Annotated in this window: 15 protein-coding genes; 1 reads left to right on the top strand and 14 read right to left on the bottom strand. The window is 66.0% G+C overall.

What is annotated here, in order from left to right:
- Positions 1-20: 20 nt before the first annotated feature.
- The 7 genes from AX702_RS23720 to AX702_RS23750 form a co-directional block, all read right to left on the bottom strand.
- Positions 21-230, bottom strand: coding sequence for a hypothetical protein (locus AX702_RS23720; RefSeq protein WP_010409146.1), 210 nt, complete (start codon positions 228-230; stop codon positions 21-23).
- 91 nt (positions 231-321) lie between these two features.
- On the bottom strand, positions 322-1,083 hold the full coding sequence (locus tag AX702_RS23725; RefSeq protein WP_010409145.1) for a hypothetical protein: 762 nt from the start codon (positions 1,081-1,083) through the stop codon (positions 322-324).
- Positions 1,070-1,801 carry a hypothetical protein gene (locus AX702_RS23730; RefSeq protein ID WP_010409143.1) on the bottom strand — a complete coding sequence of 244 codons (732 nt, stop codon included), beginning with the start codon at positions 1,799-1,801 and terminating at the stop codon, positions 1,070-1,072. The genes AX702_RS23725 and AX702_RS23730 overlap by 14 nt, the downstream gene beginning before the upstream one ends.
- A gap of 312 nt (positions 1,802-2,113) precedes the next feature.
- Entirely contained in the window at positions 2,114-2,350 is a 237-nt protein-coding gene (locus AX702_RS23735) for a hypothetical protein (RefSeq protein ID WP_033967468.1), read from the bottom strand.
- 2 nt (positions 2,351-2,352) lie between these two features.
- Entirely contained in the window at positions 2,353-5,427 is a 3,075-nt protein-coding gene (mobF, locus tag AX702_RS23740; RefSeq protein WP_010409137.1) for a MobF family relaxase, read from the bottom strand.
- 3 nt (positions 5,428-5,430) lie between these two features.
- Entirely contained in the window at positions 5,431-7,950 is a 2,520-nt protein-coding gene (locus tag AX702_RS23745) for a type IV secretion system DNA-binding domain-containing protein (RefSeq protein ID WP_066486215.1), read from the bottom strand.
- Positions 7,943-8,116 (bottom strand): hypothetical protein, encoded by a 174-nt coding sequence (locus AX702_RS23750; RefSeq protein ID WP_154651477.1) that lies wholly within the window; start codon positions 8,114-8,116, stop codon positions 7,943-7,945. The genes AX702_RS23745 and AX702_RS23750 overlap by 8 nt, the downstream gene beginning before the upstream one ends.
- A 635-nt stretch (positions 8,117-8,751) precedes the next feature.
- Between AX702_RS23750 and AX702_RS23755 the strand changes: the two genes are divergently transcribed.
- Positions 8,752-8,970 (top strand): hypothetical protein, encoded by a 219-nt coding sequence (locus AX702_RS23755; RefSeq protein WP_010409132.1) that lies wholly within the window; start codon positions 8,752-8,754, stop codon positions 8,968-8,970.
- 180 nt (positions 8,971-9,150) lie between these two features.
- Here the strand turns inward: AX702_RS23755 and AX702_RS23760 are convergent, their stop codons facing one another.
- The 7 genes from AX702_RS23760 to AX702_RS23790 form a co-directional block, all read right to left on the bottom strand.
- Positions 9,151-9,705, bottom strand: coding sequence for a hypothetical protein (locus tag AX702_RS23760; RefSeq protein WP_010409130.1), 555 nt, complete (start codon positions 9,703-9,705; stop codon positions 9,151-9,153).
- Between the two features lie 1,117 nt (positions 9,706-10,822).
- On the bottom strand, positions 10,823-11,815 hold the full coding sequence (locus AX702_RS23765; RefSeq protein WP_037494485.1) for an SLOG family protein: 993 nt from the start codon (positions 11,813-11,815) through the stop codon (positions 10,823-10,825).
- Between the two features lie 589 nt (positions 11,816-12,404).
- The gene (locus tag AX702_RS23770; RefSeq protein ID WP_010409122.1) at positions 12,405-12,827 is read right to left on the bottom strand and encodes a hypothetical protein; all 423 of its coding nucleotides are present in this window, start codon (positions 12,825-12,827) and stop codon (positions 12,405-12,407) included.
- A 138-nt stretch (positions 12,828-12,965) separates the two neighbouring features.
- Complete coding sequence (locus AX702_RS23775; RefSeq protein WP_010409121.1) at positions 12,966-13,304, bottom strand: single-stranded DNA-binding protein; 339 nt, start codon at positions 13,302-13,304, stop codon at positions 12,966-12,968.
- Positions 13,305-13,994: 690 nt separating this feature from the next.
- A complete protein-coding gene (locus tag AX702_RS23780; protein WP_010409119.1) occupies positions 13,995-14,252 on the bottom strand; it encodes a hypothetical protein in 258 nt (85 codons plus the stop codon).
- 136 nt (positions 14,253-14,388) lie between these two features.
- Positions 14,389-14,655 carry a type II toxin-antitoxin system Phd/YefM family antitoxin gene (locus AX702_RS23785; RefSeq protein WP_010409116.1) on the bottom strand — a complete coding sequence of 89 codons (267 nt, stop codon included), beginning with the start codon at positions 14,653-14,655 and terminating at the stop codon, positions 14,389-14,391.
- Positions 14,656-14,923: 268 nt separating this feature from the next.
- On the bottom strand, positions 14,924-15,400 hold the full coding sequence (locus AX702_RS23790; RefSeq protein WP_024310589.1) for a DUF736 domain-containing protein: 477 nt from the start codon (positions 15,398-15,400) through the stop codon (positions 14,924-14,926).
- Positions 15,401-15,662 lie beyond the last annotated feature (262 nt).

Here is a 15,662-nt window from a genome sequence, read left to right as displayed (position 1 = left end):
TACTCCTTCCCTGGCCGTTTTCAGAAGAAACCGTTGCGTCGGCCGTCGCGACGGTCATCGTGGCGGGCGCTGCTGTCGCCCAGCGCCGAGCGCCGGACCTCCAGCTCAACCCCGTCCCCCTTGCGGCGAATGCGGACATCCTGCGGGGCGATGTTGTTGCGCTTCGCCCAGCGGTCTGCGTCGGCATCCGAGCCGAACTCGCCCATTTCCTCGAAATCCCAGTTGCTCATGTCTCCTGTCCCGGTTGATCGCCGTGCCGGCGCGCGGGGGCCGGTCCTGGCGGTGCGATGCGAAATCCCCGCGCGTGGATGAAGGACAGTGTCACTGGATCGAGGCCGGTTTGGCGGCGATGCGCCGGACCACGAGATTGCTGTCGGCCCCCAGACGAAGATCGAGCGTGTGCCCGACCCGTCGCGTGAACAGCATCACGCCGGCAACCTCGTCGTGCAGCGTGCCCTTGCCGAAGAAGGTCCGAGAATCTGCCCATTCGCGGCCGTGGATGAAGCGGACGCGATATTGGCCGAGCGGGGCTGGCACGGTGACACGCTCGAAGGCGCGGACATAGACCGACAGCCGGTTCTTCGCCGTCGCCGGATCGAGCAGCTGGACGATGCTATTGTCTGCCGCACCCTGAATGGTCAGGTGGCTTCTGACGGTTCGCAGGTCGACGCTGGAGGAGACGGCGACCGTTCCCGATTCCGGAAAACCGGTGTTCGTCCCCACGATTGACGCGAACAGGCTGGAGGTTGCGCGCTTGATCTGGCCCTGCCCGGCCCAGGCCGCAAGGACCAGTGCGATGGCAACACCGACGCCCAGCGCCTGCCAGTAAGGGGCCGGCGTGAAGCGCGGGCGGGGCCGCCATCGACCGCGCTGATAATCGTGGCCCCTGTTCCTGGCTTCGAACCACGACCCTTTCGATCCGCCAGATATCCAGCTCGCGCTCCCCAGCGGCACCGATTTCCTGAACCCGAAGCGGTTCAGCTCGACCCGTGCCTTGCGATCGTTCCATTGCGTCGCACCGGGATCGAGCCCCTGCCGCTTGCGGTAGCGATCGCGCATATAGTCGCGATCATCGATGCCCATCGACCACCTCCATCGACTGCGAGGGGAGAGCCAGGGGAAACACGTCCATTCTGGACAGCATCGCGTGATCGCGCAGCGAGGCCTCGACGGCGACAACCTCGCTCGAAGTCAGTCCAGGTTCGCGTCGTACGAACAGGATGGTCGACGCCGATCCTGCCAGCCAGCGCGCGATGGAGATCCTGGGCATCAGCCGGTCGTGGTCGGCGAAAGCGTGGGTCGCTCGTCGCACGCCGGCCAGCACGGTCATTCCCCAACGCAGGGCGTGACCGTTTCCAGAATCGTGTCCCGCCGCCTCTGCGACGGCTTCCGGCGGGAGATCCCGTATCAGATCGCGGACGGCCGAAAGGGTCGCACCAGGTTCATCGCCGGCATGCTGGATCGCGCGGAGCAGCACATAGCGCGAAGCGCAGGTGTAGCCCGAGCAAACGTCAGGATCGTCGGGAAGGAACGCTTCGATCGCGGACGAGCGTGCATAGTCGCTCGGATGGTCTGCGAAGAAGTCCCAGTTGCCGCGCGCGGGGTCGATCAGCTGGTCGCGGACCTGGTCGGCGAGTTCGGCGATCGCGTCGCCATCGCCGAATACCGCGAGCCGGCCCCCGTCACCGGCGCGGACCGCTTCAAGCGCCGCTTCCGTCAGATCCGCGGTTTCGGCGATCGTGAGGGTCGCGTGCGTCGGCTCGGGTTGGCGCCGGAAGCGAAAAGGGAAACTACCGTCCACCGGGCGTACCTTGGGTTGCGGGCGGAACGAAAATTCCACCATCGGTGTGAAGCGACGCGCTGACGATTCCGCATCCGACCGCCCAGGCGAAGGTGAAAGCCGCCACCGCGGCCGCCAGGAGTCCCGCCTGACGCAACCGGCGCGTCAGCGGGACGATCATGCGTGGTGCGGTTGACCGTGGCTCCACGGGCTTCCTGCGGGCCTGATGGCCATACTCGGCCGTTCCCTCGATCGCGTCGCAGGGCGGCGTGTCGAGCCGCGAGGTCCGACCGATGCGGGGAGGCCCGTGCATATAGTCGCGGTCGGCGAGGCTCATCGTGCTGGCTCGGACCGGACCCGGAGGGCACGCAGCGCGCGGGTGAGCGGCAGGAGTAAGACGTAGGTCAGGCCGAAAATCGCGGCCATCGCAAGCGTTTCGCCGCCCCAGTCGAGCGCATCGTCGCGCCGCGCGAGCTGGCTGCATTGCGTGAGCGTATGAGTGTCGAGGTCGCAGGCGTGCCAGTGCTTGGTGGCGATCACCTGGTCCCAGGTCGGTGGTGATGTGGTCATGCTCATAGCTCCAGTCCGATGTCCTTTTCGGGGTAGGGAAGTTCAGGCCCTTTGGGCTCGACCGGGACGCTGAACCGGGAGAGGTCGAGCGAGGGATCGGTACGGATGTCGATCTTGCCGCCGGTCGAGGGGCGGGCTGTATCTGCGCTCGGCTCGCCTCCGACTTTCTCCGGTCCGCGATCGAGGTCGGGCGGCAGCGAAGGGTTGAACGTCTCGCCCGCGCCGGCTTTCGTGGCTGCGCCGGCAGCGCCGCGATCGGGGTCGATCGACAGCGCGCCGGTGGTCTCGAGCGCCGAGGTCTTGTTGCCCTCGTTGCGCTCGATCGCGGCGGTCAGCTTCTCGCGGTCGTCGGTGAACAGCTGGATGTCGTCGCGGACGCGCGTGACGGTGACGTTGAACAGCCGCTGGTTGGAGAGGTTCGATTCCCTGTGGCTCATCACCGCGATCGCGGTGTCGGTGGTGATGCCCTGCGCCGCGTGCATGTTGAGCGCGTAGGCGAGGCTGATCCGCTCCATCATCGGATCGCCCGCCTTCAGCTCGTGGAGGGTGCCGTCGCTCGCCTCCACCTTGATCCCCGACGGGTCGGCCGAGACGACGCGGGCGATATCGTTGTTGTTGAGGCCGCGGTCCTTGTCGTTCTGGGTCCAGCGGATCTTGTCGCCCTCATGCAGCTTGATCTGCTCGCGCTGGGCGAGCTGCATCGCGTCGGTCTTGTCGACCGGCGATATCTTCTGCGGATCGAAGGTCCGTACCCGGTTGCCGATCTGGACCTGAACGCGCCCCTTCGCGTCGACGCCGAGCACGTCATAGGTGCCGGGGCTGAGGCCGAGCTCGCGCATGGCATGGCGCAGGTCGATCACCTGGCCGGGCTTATAGGTATGCGCGTAGCGGAGTTCCTCGCGCGTGACGTTGACCTTGTCGAGGACCGGGGTGACGACGCCGTCCCCTTTCAACGTGCCCTCCGCGGCGAGGCCGTCCTGGATGCGCACGTTGAGCTCTGCGCGCGCGACGCGGCCCGACGAGAACATCGCGGTGGTCTCGCGCTGTTCGGGGGTTAGGCCCAGCCAGTGTTCGGCCGCGGCCTTCACATGCTCGGGGTTGGCGGTGACCTTGTCGCCGAGCATCGCCATCGCCTCGCGCACCTCGCCGCGGTTGGTCAGCGCGGCGACGGTGCGCAGCTGCTCGGTGCGCTGGCGCAGATTCTCGTCCATCCGCGCCAGCGTGATCCCGCCGGCCTGCGCGAGCGCGAACGCCTTGCCGGCGTCGACCGCGGTGATCTGCTGGCGATCGCCGATCATCAGGAAGCGATCGACGCCGAGCGCATTGGCGATGCCGACCAGGTGCTTCATCTGCTCCGAGCCGACCATCGAGGCTTCGTCGAGGATGAGCGTGGTGCCGGCGAGCGCGTCTCGCGCGCCGTCATAGCCCGCGCCCTTCCCAGCGAGCGCGTGGCGGGCATAGCTGTGGACGAACGAGGACACGGTGCGGCTCTCGATGCCGGCTTCGGCGCCGAGACGATCGGCGGTCGCCTTCATGAGCGCGAGACCGACCACCTTGCCGCCTTCCTGCTCGACATTGCGCGCGACGCTCGCCAGCATGGTCGACTTGCCGGCGCCCGAGACGCCCTGGACCGCGACGATGCGATCGGCGGAAGTGAGCGCCATCGTCGCGGCCGCCATCTGCCCTGCATTGAGTTCCTTGTCGCCCGATGCGGCGTTGATCCGCTCGATAACGGTGTCGGCGGAGACGATCACCCGCCCCTCCCCCTTGCCGCGCTCGATCTCTGCAAGGATGCCGCGCTCCGTCGCGAGCGCCTCGGGCGTCGTGACATGGGTGACGACGCTGTCGATCCGGTCATCCTTGCCCGGAATCAGCTTCTCGTTGCGGATGAGCTCGGAGACGCGCGCGTCGACATGCGCGGCGGTGACACCCTTCAGCCCGAGGTCGAGCGCGGTCCTGGTGATGTCCGGCACCGCGAACGCGGCTTCGCGTTGGGCATGGATGCGGATCGCGGAGGCGACGGCGTGCTGGGCGCGCAGATCCACCGGCGCGATGCGCAGCCGGTCGAGGCCGCTGGCGACGAGCGGATCGGCGGGTCGGAATAACTCGCCCAGGCTTTCGCGGAGATTGGCCAGGACGTCACCGAGGCGCTCCATCGGTCGTGGCTGGGCATCGAGGCCGCTGGCGCCAGCACGCTCGCGCGCGGCATCGACCAGTGCCTTGCCGTCGAATCCGAGCGCGGCCGCCCGGTCACGCCATTCCTGGCGCAGGGCATCGCGATCCTCGACGTTCAGCTTGGCGTCGCGGGTATTGTTGGTCACCTTGCGCAACGCCTCGGCGGAGGTGACACCGAGCTCGCCGGCTTTCGCCAGGATATCGGCGCGCCGCTGGCTGAAGGTGTCGATCACCTCCTTAGGCACGCCGGCGATCTCGAACTGGCCGTGCTTGCCGGTGACGCTTGTTTCGTAGCCGATCTTTGCCAGCTCGGCGCGAAACTGGGCGTGATAGGCCGCGCCGATCGTGGTGTTGTTCTTCCAGAGCTGCTGGTTGTGGAGCGCCTGCCATGCCCCGTTCGCCATCTTGGTCATGTTGGCGATAAGGACGTGGATGTGGCCCTGCGGATCGAGAGCGCGGCTCGTGTCGTGCTGGAACAGCGCATAGACGAGGTTGCCGGTTCGCACCGCATCCCCTGACCTGGACTGATCGTAGGTGCGGCCTTCGGCGAAGGTCTTCTCGACCCATCCCATCGTCGCCTTTACGGCGTTCATATGCGCGGTGAGGACACGGGTGTCGCAAGCGACATAGGCCATTACGCTGGCGGACTTCGGCATCGAGAAGGTCAGGTCGACACCGAGCCTGCGACCCTCGACCTGCCCGACCTTTTCGCCATCGGGCATCTCGCCGTTGAGGATCTTCTCGAAGTCTTCCTTGGTCACCTCGCCCTTGAGGCCAAGGTCGGCCGCGCCCACCCCGCCCCAGGCGGTCGCCTCGGACGAATGCTCGGCGGTGTAGTAATCGTCCTTGGCGAAATACTGCGCCGCGCCGGAGGCGGACTTGACGGAAGCGACCGACAGCATCGGCTACATCCCCATGTCCATGTCGTCATCGATCTCCGGCGAATGATCCGGGCCGTGATGACGATGGTGGTGATCGGGGTCGCGCTGCGTCGCAAACCCATCGCGCAATTCGCGGGTCGCCTGGTCCTCGTGGCGATCGGCATCACCGCGATCGGACCGGCTTTCCGGGGCATGGCGTGACGCCTCGCCGCGCGTCGGATCCACCCCGCTCTGCGGACCCGCACGGTTCTCGATCGGGGACATGCCCATGCCGCCGAGTTGGGCATCCAGACTGGATGAACCTCCCGTCACAGGCTTGGAAGGTTCGCCCCCGACCCTCGTTGCGGCATCCGACGCGCGGACGGCATCGACGCCGGTCGGGCTGCTGGCGACGCCCTTGCCGGTTATCTGATCGATCACCACCGGCAGCGACCCGGTGACCTCCATCGCCGCAGCCGCCTTTTCAGCCTCGCTACGCGGCTTCTCGGGCTGCGAGGCGGTCAGGTCCGGCTCTTGCCTTTCCTTCGCCTCCACGCCCCCCACAGGCCGTGTGGGGGTATGCTCGCGGCCACCCTCACCCCCCTCATCCGCGCCATTGTTCCGGGTGTTCTGACGACGCCGGTCTTCCGGCGAGACGTATTCGGTAGGCTTGAAGTTCTTGCGGGGCACCGCCCCCGGCGCGACCTCGGCATAGGAGCGGTATTTGAGTTCGATCCGCGCAGCAGGAAATCCATCGGGAAACTTCACGAAGCCGTGGAGCGACGGCAGGTTGTTGATGTCGTCGGGGATGACCAGCGGCTCGATCGCCGTGCGAGGCGTGAGGGTCGAGGCGTCGCGGGTGTTGTTGTAGCCGTAGCTGTAGGCCTCATCCATCTGGCGGACCTCGCGGCTGCCGATGAACTCGGAGCACTTTTCGGCTGTGGTTCGATCGGCGGTGGCGAGGATCAGCTTGGTGCGCGCAAGTCCGGTGAGCGCGGTCGCGTTCTGCAAGCCATAGGTCGCGACCAGCTTGTCGAACGAGTGGATCCCAAGGACGAACGCACCGCCGAAGTTGCGGGCCGACTGGAGGCCATGCTCGATACCAGGAAGCGCGTGAAGCGCATGGACTTCGTCAAACAGATACCAGGTCCGCAGGTCACGGGTCTTGGGCAGGCGCATGAGGTTGTTGACGGCCAGATCGATCCACAGCGTGAACAGACCGCGGGTCATCTCGAGGTCGTTGTACGAGCCGGTGATGAACATGATCGAGCCGTCGCGATTGTCGGTCGCGATCCAGTCGCGGATCGAGAAGGCGGGCGGGCCGCCCGGGACAGGGTCCGGCATGAAGCGTAGCGCCTGTCCGTTGACGTTCAGAACCGAGCGGATCGATTCCGCCATGCGGGCGGCTTTCTCGGTCGTCAGCGGGGCGGCGATGGTGTCATCGAGCTTGGCGTTGATCGACTTCAGATCGGCCTGCATCAGGTGGTGCGCGATCGCGGCGTTGTTCGCCTCACCCATCTCTTGAAGCTTCAGGCACATCTCGATGAAGAGCATCCGCGCGGCGTTCTGCCAGAACGGTTCCTTGTCGTCGGGATGCGAGGGAATGAGGGCCGATGCGGCCGAAACGAAGTCGGCATAGTTGCGGCATTCGTCGAACAGCGTCCACGGCGCGCAACGCTCGTCCATAGGGTTGAGAATGACGTCGGTTTCTGGGTTGTAGAACGTCTCCACGAACACGCCGGTCAGGTCAAAGATGACCGCGCGGTGACCGCGCGCGCGAAGCTGCGAGACGTGGCTGCGCAGCTGGGTCGTCTTGCCGGTGCCGGTGGTGCCGATGAGCATGGTATGGCTCTGTTCGAGCCGCCACGGATAGGGGATGCCGGCGATCGTGTATGGAACGTGGATGCCCCGGTCGATCCGATCGAGGATCGGAGCCTTGGCGACGAGTTCGGGGACGTACGGCGGATCGTGTTCGGCGCACTCGGTGCGGAACTTGCGCCGGTTGTGGCCGCTGACAGTTTTGACGAGCACGTCACGCTCGACCAACAGGGCGCCGCGGTTGTGGCGTTCCTGGAGCATGTCGCTGCCGCGCTTGTTTGCCCACATGATGAACCACATGATGATCGGTGCTGCGATGAAGGCCGACATGACGAGTGTCGTCAGGAAGATCTTGACCGTCTTCGCCCAGGCATGAACGACATGGGGTTCGTAGGGGACGTAGCCGATCGGAACCTTGGTCACGATGCCGTTTCGCAAGGTCAGGTTGATGAGGTGGAATTTGTCCCCGCCGACCCACGTCCAGATGGCGGAATAGAGCTTCATCAGGTCGAGCTGGAACTCATGCTCGGCGAGGCCCAGCCAGACGAAGATATTGAACAGGACGATGAACGTCCCCAGCCATATCCAGATGGGCACCTGGAGGCCCGCCCAGGTCATCTTGTACTGACTGGCGAGAAGCTGCGAACCGCGGGTGAAATTGCCCGAGTTGCGGGTGATTCGCCCCCGCGCGGAATGGTGCTTTACGGTCGCCGCCTGACCGTTGAACCGGATGTCGCCGCTACGCATGGAACGTCGCCAGGCGCTCCTTCGCGGCTTCGCGAAGCTGGGGTACGACGTCGCCGTGATCGCGTGTGATAATCACGTCGATCGCCGCCTGCATGTACTCGAGAACGAGGACCGCACGGGTGATGTTGAAAGTATGCTCGGCCTCAGCGAAACGGATACCGAACATAAGCGCAGTGCGCGCGGCCTCAGACCGGGAGCACGACCGTTTCGCGGCTACACGATCAAGTGCCGCAATCTCTTCAGACGAAAGTCTGAAGGCTATCGTCGAGTTAGACATTCACCACCCACTTGAAAGTGGCTGGTGGGGTTTTCGGAGAGTGGAAAATACTACAGCCTGGTCCCGAGGTATAGAGTGAAAACGCATTCACTCTGCAAACAGGGATTTTCGCGCGTTCTCAAGCGCTTAGGGGAGAACCACCAAGGCGTTTGCAGGGGCAAACATGTTTGCCCCTGCAAACACCGGCAATTACAGACACTTAACCTGCGGCGTGCCGCGTACGGTGTGCAAATCCTTAGGGACTGTCGCGGTGGTGGTGGCATCATGGCTGGATGTCCGATCATTGGACTGGGTTCCGGGAGAGTAAGCGCCGCAGGCAGGCGACCACCGGACTGGACCGAAGGGTATTGGGCGGAGCAATCCCGCCCCACGACGGACCTGGCCGAAGGGCAGTGTCCGTCGCCTCATGCTGGTCCGGTAAAGCCGGACCAGCGAGCGATTATGAGTGTCGCTATTGTGCCGGTGGAGCGGTGCTGGCATCGTGGGAAATGGAGGCCGATCCACGATCAGAAAAGGCAGGTCATATGGCACGGAGTATCGAGCAGGAACGGGCACAGCTTGAGGCGGACGAACAGCGGCTCAACGAACGCCGCAAGCAACTGGCCGATCGTGAGCGTTCGGAGCTGCTGAAGGAGGTGGAACGGTCGGGGTTGATGAAGGCCGATCCTGCCCAGTTCAGCGCGATCATTGGAGCGATCAAGAAACTCGGGATCGCCGAGACCGTGAAGCGCCTGACCGCGTAAGCGGGTCAGCGCGAAAGCGGGCTCAAGCCCATCATGCAAATAGAAGGGGAGCTGCCGTTAGGCGCTCCCCTTTTCAATGCTTGGGCCGAGTTGGCGAAGCTTCGGTCCATTCAGGCATAAGAATGGGGAGCATCGAGGCGAAGCCCGATGCTCCCCGACGCGATGGCGACTGGAGGGAGGCTATCCCCAGACCATGCGTATCCCTTCACTGGTGTCGGCCTGAGCAGCGAGGGTGTCGAAGCGTTCGAGGTAACGACCATCGAGGCGACCAAGGTCGCGGCGAACATAGGGCTGGCCGAGTGTTTCGCGTAGTTGCCCGATGGGCATGCTGCCGCAATTATCGTCCGAAAGTCGTAGCGCGTCGAGGACGTGGAAGGCGTTGCCGTTCGCGAGATTGATCTCCGCTGCGCCGTCCGGGGTGCTGGCGACGCGCATCGTGATCGTGCGGGTCGCGTCATCGTGCCAGAAGCGCACGTTGAGGCCACGGAACTGGGCTTCCTCGACCACGGCGATGACACCCACATCGTGATCGAAGATCGCGCAGATCGACGCGAGCGACCAGGGGCAGACGCGAGCTTCGAACGAGCACGACACGAGCGGGTCATCATCCTCGTCTTCGAGCAGCTGGCCACGTTCGCGGGCGAAGGCGCGGAACGCGGCAAGCTGGCGGGCGGTGATGACGGCGGGCGCGGCGTCGGCTTTGCGATCGACGCTGAGGAAGAAGGTGATCGACATGGTCTGTCTCCCATTGGAACCATCATCTCCGGTTCCCCTCCCCCTTCCGATCCGTCAGGATCGGCATGGTCGATCATCCTGCCACGGGGTCGGTCCGCAGGACCGGGTGCCCGAGCGATGCGTAGCTGGTGCTCGCAATGCGCAGGCATTGCGGCACCGCGAGCGAGCCGGGCTTCGGTCGGACCGCGCCGGTCGATGCGTAGCGAGCGCGACACGCGGAGGCGTGGCCGCGATGCGAGCGAGACGGGCGCGGTCGATAAGCTAGCGCGATCGCCACCGCGATGCGTAGCGAACCGGCGATCCGAAGGGATCGCCGTGAAGCGAGCGAGCCGTGCCGGTCAGCTCCTGCGCGATGGCATCGGCACGGTGCGATGCGCAGCGGCAGCGCAGGCGATGCGACGGCATCGCCGCGCCCGCCAGCGAGCCGTGCCGATGCGGCAAGCGACATGCCGGGTGAGACGCGCCGGTCGATGCGTAGCGAGCGCGACATGCGCAGGCGTGGCCGCGATGCGAGCGAGACGGCGTGGCCGATCAATGGGTGCGATCGGCACGGCGCGATGCGCAGCGGCAGTGCAGGCGATGCGACGGCATCGCCGCGCCCGCCAGCGAGCCGTGCTGATGCCGCAAGCGTGACGCCGGTTGAACCGCGCCGGTCGATGCGTAGCGAGCGTGACACGCGCAGGCGTGGCCGCGATGCGAGCGAGACGGCGCGGTCGATAAGCCAACGCGATCGGCACGGCGATGCGTAGCGAACCGGCGATCCGAAGGGATCGCCGTGAAGCAAGCGAGGCGTGCCGATTGGTGTTCAACGACGATCGCCAGTCGTATCGGCCGAGGCGTAGCGCGCTGGTCATCGCATTCAGCGATGACCGCAAAGCGAGCGAGGCGATGCGACGGGTGTCGGTATCGACCCCGGCACCGGCGAGGCGTAGCTGGCAGTGGCAATGCGACGGCATTGCCCTGCCGCGAGCGAGCCGTGCCGAGCGGGCAACGTGGCGTGATCGACCGATAGGTCAGTCCCACGCGGCGCGATGGGGCTCGATGCCCCGGAGCGCCGCCCAGGGCGACGTAAAAAAGGGGAAGGACTCCGGTTGCCCGGAGCCCTTCCGTGGGTGCGTCAGGCGCGGCGGCTGCGCTGGCTCGGCTGCACCGGTGCCTGTCCGTCCTTGCGGAAGACGTGGAGCGGTACGCCGGCGGTACGCAACTTGCGAGCGAAGTCGATCTGGACGCCCGATCCTTCGCAGACGATCGCTTCGACGGGACGCAGCGAGGCGATGCGGTCGTTGCGGAGGAACCCGCCCCGGTTGCCGTGGCGCTTGTCGAGGAACATGCGCACCAGCTTGACCTCGCGCGAGGCCGCCCACGACGCTGCGATGGCGTCGGCACCCTTGTTCATGGCGGTGGTCATCAGGACCATCGACGGGATGCGACGCTTGATCTGGTCGAGGCGTTCGAAGAGCTGCTCGTGGTCGTGCCATTCCATGCCGCCCGAGAAGGCGACAATCGGGCCGCTCGGGTTGTGCTCGTCCCGACGCTTTGCCGCGCGTGCCGCCAGATAGTCGGCACCGTCGATCATCGAGGCGGTCAGCTTGGACGACACCCTGCTGCCGCGGACGGTCGAGAAGGGCCGTCCGGTCTCGACGCGATACACGTTCCCGGCGTGGTCCCGCATGCAGCGCATCGCCTCGGCGCAATTCTCGAGGGTCTGGCAGAGCAGCTGGGTCTCTTCGAGCTCCACCGCGTAGATCTCCGAGGGGTCGTAGCTGCGCACCAGGTCGCCAAGTTTCTTGGCGGCGTCATCCTCACGGCCCTCGATGCGCTTGGCCACCATGTGGAAGCTGTTGACGAAGCCCCATGCGAGGTCGGCGGCGAACTCCTCCATGCGAGTGTCGCGGAACACGTCGAACATCGTCGCCAGCATCTGCTCGACGGCGTGTGCGGCCTGCTCCGGGTCGGGCATGTCCAGCTTCTCGGCTTCGCTGACGATGGAAAGCTTCGCCATCTCGCTCGCCTCGATGAACGCCCCCTGATAGGTCTCGGTGGTGTGCTCGTCGGCGCGGCGCTCGTTGATCGCGCGGCCCATGTCGTTGAAGTTGCTGTACTTGGTCATGATAGCCTCCATGAGTTGAAAATCTCACCTTCTCTCGGTGAGGAATCTCATCCGGCATGCGGCGGTCAGGGCGGTCAGGGACGTTAACCGGGAAGCCGCGGCCCGCAGGGTCGCGGACCCCGGTTAACGCTCGCGCGCGGGGGAGCCGATTTTCTCGTGCCCTGGAGGCGGAGCGAAGCGGAGACGGAAGGGTGCGTGAAAATTGGGGGGACCGCGCGTCCTTGACGGCCCGCCAACCCCGCATGCCAGACTTCCTCATCACAGAGAGAGAAAATATTATGTTGTGGTGGGCACGCCGGGTCGGACCGAGCACGGGCGGCGGTGATGCGCCGGCACGGCGCAGCGCCGTAGAGGCAGCGCCAGTGAGCCCGAGAGGGCGAACCAGCTGCCGTCGCCCGCGCGCAGGACGCCCGGCGCCGGCATAGGGATCGTCACCCGCAGGGCGGAGACCCCGCCAGGGGGCTCCGTGAGGCCCGCCAGGGCCGAATAGAGCCCGGTCCCGCCCACAAGGCGGGACGCCCCGCCCTGCTCTCCTACGACGCTCTCGCAGCCATCACAGCAGGCACAGCAGCACAGCAGCACAGCAGGATCAGTCCCAATCATACTGACCGCCGTCATCCCCGATATCATAATCCGGCATTTCCTGGATTCCCGGATCATCCGGGTCGCGGTTGGCATCGGCGTCATCGCCGTGCGGGTCGGTGATTTCCGGCTCGACCGCGCTGTCATCGTCTAGCCAGCAGGAACGCGGACACTGGAGCAGCTGGTGACCACGATGGACGAAGGGCTGGCCGTTCATCAGGATGGGTCGCTCGGCGAGACGCCGGCAGGGTTCATTGCGACGGTTGCGGAAGCCGCACGGCACCGCCAGCGGGGCGAGCGCGACGGCATTGCCGTCGTGGTCGCCGCCGGCGGGTGCCGGCTCGTCGACCCGAGCGACCGGGTCCGGTGCCGCAGGTATCGGCTCGGGCGCGAACGGGTCGCCGTCGAACATGTCGCGCTGGACGGTCATGGTGCCGGACCTTTCAGGTGAGCGCGCGCTGGCGCAAGGCCGCGGTGCGAAGCACCGTGGGCGAGGCGTCCTGCGCGGGCGATGATGAAGCATGCGCGAAGGGCGACGCCCGCAGGCGCCGCCCGGTTCGCTGGCCGGTCAGTAGAACTCGGCGCGATCGGCGATGATCTCGCAGCCGTAGCGGTCGTTGCCGTCGCTGTCCTGCCAGCGGGTGTAGTGCAGGCGTCCCTCGATGGCGATGAGGTCGCCCTTCTTGCGGTTGCCGGCGATCGCCTTGGCGAGGCCGTTGAAGCAGGTGACCTTGTGGTATTCGGTCTCCTTGACGGTGAAGCCGTCGTCGCCTTTGTAGGTGTGGCCGTCCTTGTTGAGCTTCGGGCGATCGGTCGCCACGAAGATGGTCGCGACGCTGGTGGCGCGATTGACTTCGCGCAGTTCGGGGGTGCGGGTCAGGCGGCCGACGAGGTTCACGTTGTTCATGGCATTGCCTCCTTGGGTTGGTCGGCGGTCCGTCCGCCGGTGTCACCTGAAGGGCGTCGCGGTTCGGGGCGTCGCACCGGAGGGCGAGCTGGGCCGGCGCGCAGGCGGCGGGCCTGGTCGACCGGAGGGGAACCCCTTTTGCAGGGGTGGTGCGGGCAGCCGCGCGAAGCGCGGCAACACGGCCCTGCCAAAGGGGTTGCGAGGCCCCGGGGCGCGGCGCAGGTGACACGAAACGGCGGATGGGCCGTCGATCAGCCCAAGGTTCCCGCAGGCATTGCCATGGACAAACCTCGTGAACCGCTCATGTCGGTCGCCTGACCCGTACCCCCGAACGACCCGGCGCGAAGGCAGGCGTGCCGCCAGCGTCGCTCGCTGACCGACGTGGTGCCGCTCCGAAGCTCGACAAGGACGGCCGCGCCCGGGCGACGACGCACCGGCAAGGAGACCGGATGCCGCAAGGTCGCCCGACGGCCGACCCTCGCCAGGGCGATCGCCGGCAACCGCATCGGACCTGGGCGTCCTCATCGCCATCGGGGTTAAACGCCTGCCGATACCCGCTGGCAGGACAGCGACGGCTTTACGCGCCGCCCGGCTGCGAGATCATCGCCGATTGTGATGATCTATCCGTCCGGTCAGCGAATCGGGCGGCGTCTGCGGGCGTCGTCCTTCGGGTTGGCGAGGATCGATCGCCTACTCGGTTCGCCGGGTGGGGGTGATCCGATGCTCGACGATCAGCGCCGCGACACGTTGTACGATGCGGCTCGGCACCTCGGCGATGATGGTGCTACCGTCGTTACCGGCGCGAACGTCGGGTCCGACCCATGCGAAATCGTTCACGTCGTCCCACACGATGCGTGATCGGTCATCGAGGCCGAAGGCCTCAATGAATCGCGGCGGCAGAGGGACGGATGCAGCCGGTGAATAATCGCGCGTCGTCAGTGGCACCATCAGGACACGGAGCCTTCCGGCTGAGCGATAGCTGCCAACCACCATGCAGGGGCGGAGTTTCGAGCCGTCCTCGTCGCCCCGGTTATGTTCATGCCGCCAGAGGTAGAAATACCAGATCAGGTCACCGGCTTGCGGTTCAATCGACGTACTGATCGTTCTGGACGGACCCGGCGCTGGGCGTCGCGGTCCTGATGGCGTGGATGGCTTCATCGCTCAACTCCTGCGGCGAGAGCGCGAGGTGATCGAGGCGGGACAAGCGTTCGAACTCGGAGGCGGGTAGCATGACCACGCGGGCAGCGCCGTTGCGCTCGATCGCGATCGGATGCGTCATCGCCTCGTCGTAATAGAAGCCGAACCGCTTCGACACGTCGGTCGATCTGGCCTTTTCGATTGTAGGGGTCATGGTTTCCCTCATCTTTCGTTACGCGGCCGGGGATCGATTAAGCCCTGCGTCCGTCCAGGATGGGACCCTCATCTGGTCCTGCCAATGTTGTAACGGCCATCTTTCTGTTACATGGGAATCCGTATCTTCCGTAAAACGGAAGATAATCCGTACACCACGGACCGCGCGGCTGCAACAGGCACTAACGGCAACAGGGACCGCTTCGGCGATGAAGCGATCCCCGTCGAGGTGGCGATACGGGCGACGCGTCAGCGCCGCCCGATGCCGGTCAGACCCTCTCGTCGACCGGCGCGGTGCTGGCACCCAGCCCGTCTCCGGTGTCATCGCCTGCGCCCGAGGTCGCCACGTCACGGCCATCGGCGGTGAAAGGCAGCGCGGGTTCGCCATCGTCCGCCTTGACCCCGAGCGCGGCACCGACATCGCGGCGCTTCTGGGCGCGCTGCCACACGACGTTGTACGAGCCGTCGTCCTGGCGGAAGGCCGAGACCTGCAGCGGCGCGGCGAGCGACGGATCGTCGATGCGGCCGTTCAGGAACGCCTCGCCGGTGTTGTTCGAGGTGAGTTCGAAGAACGCCCCGACCTGCACCCACGTCCGGCCCGGGGTGAGCGCGTGGATCTCGTAGCGCGGCGCGCGCGGGTTGGACGACTGGACGGGCTTCAGTGCGATCGTCATCGCGACGGCGAGTGTGGAAATGCGGCCCATGAAAATGCCCGCGTCGTTCTGCTTGATCTGACCGATGTTCATCGTAACGTCTCCTGATGTCGTGCTGGACCCGATGTCCTCGACACCGATCTTCAATCCTCCTCCCCTCCCCGGCCCTTCGGCCGGGCAGGGCGCGATGAGCGCCCCTCACCGACCGCGTCTTCACGCGGACGGTGGATCGTGCGGGACGCGGACCGGGCCTGCCGATCATCGGCCGATCTTGTCGGTCAGGGCGGTGCCGATATCGGCGTGTGCCGCGGCGAGCGCGCCGATCGCGCGGCTGACGACGTCGGTCGCCTCGTCG

Origin of the sequence: Sphingomonas sp. CCH5-D11 (assembly GCF_001557395.1) — a bacterium.
Classification (GTDB): domain Bacteria; phylum Pseudomonadota; class Alphaproteobacteria; order Sphingomonadales; family Sphingomonadaceae; genus Sphingomonas.
Note: the sequence above shows the minus strand (reverse complement) of the source record. Positions and strands in the feature narration are given on the sequence as shown.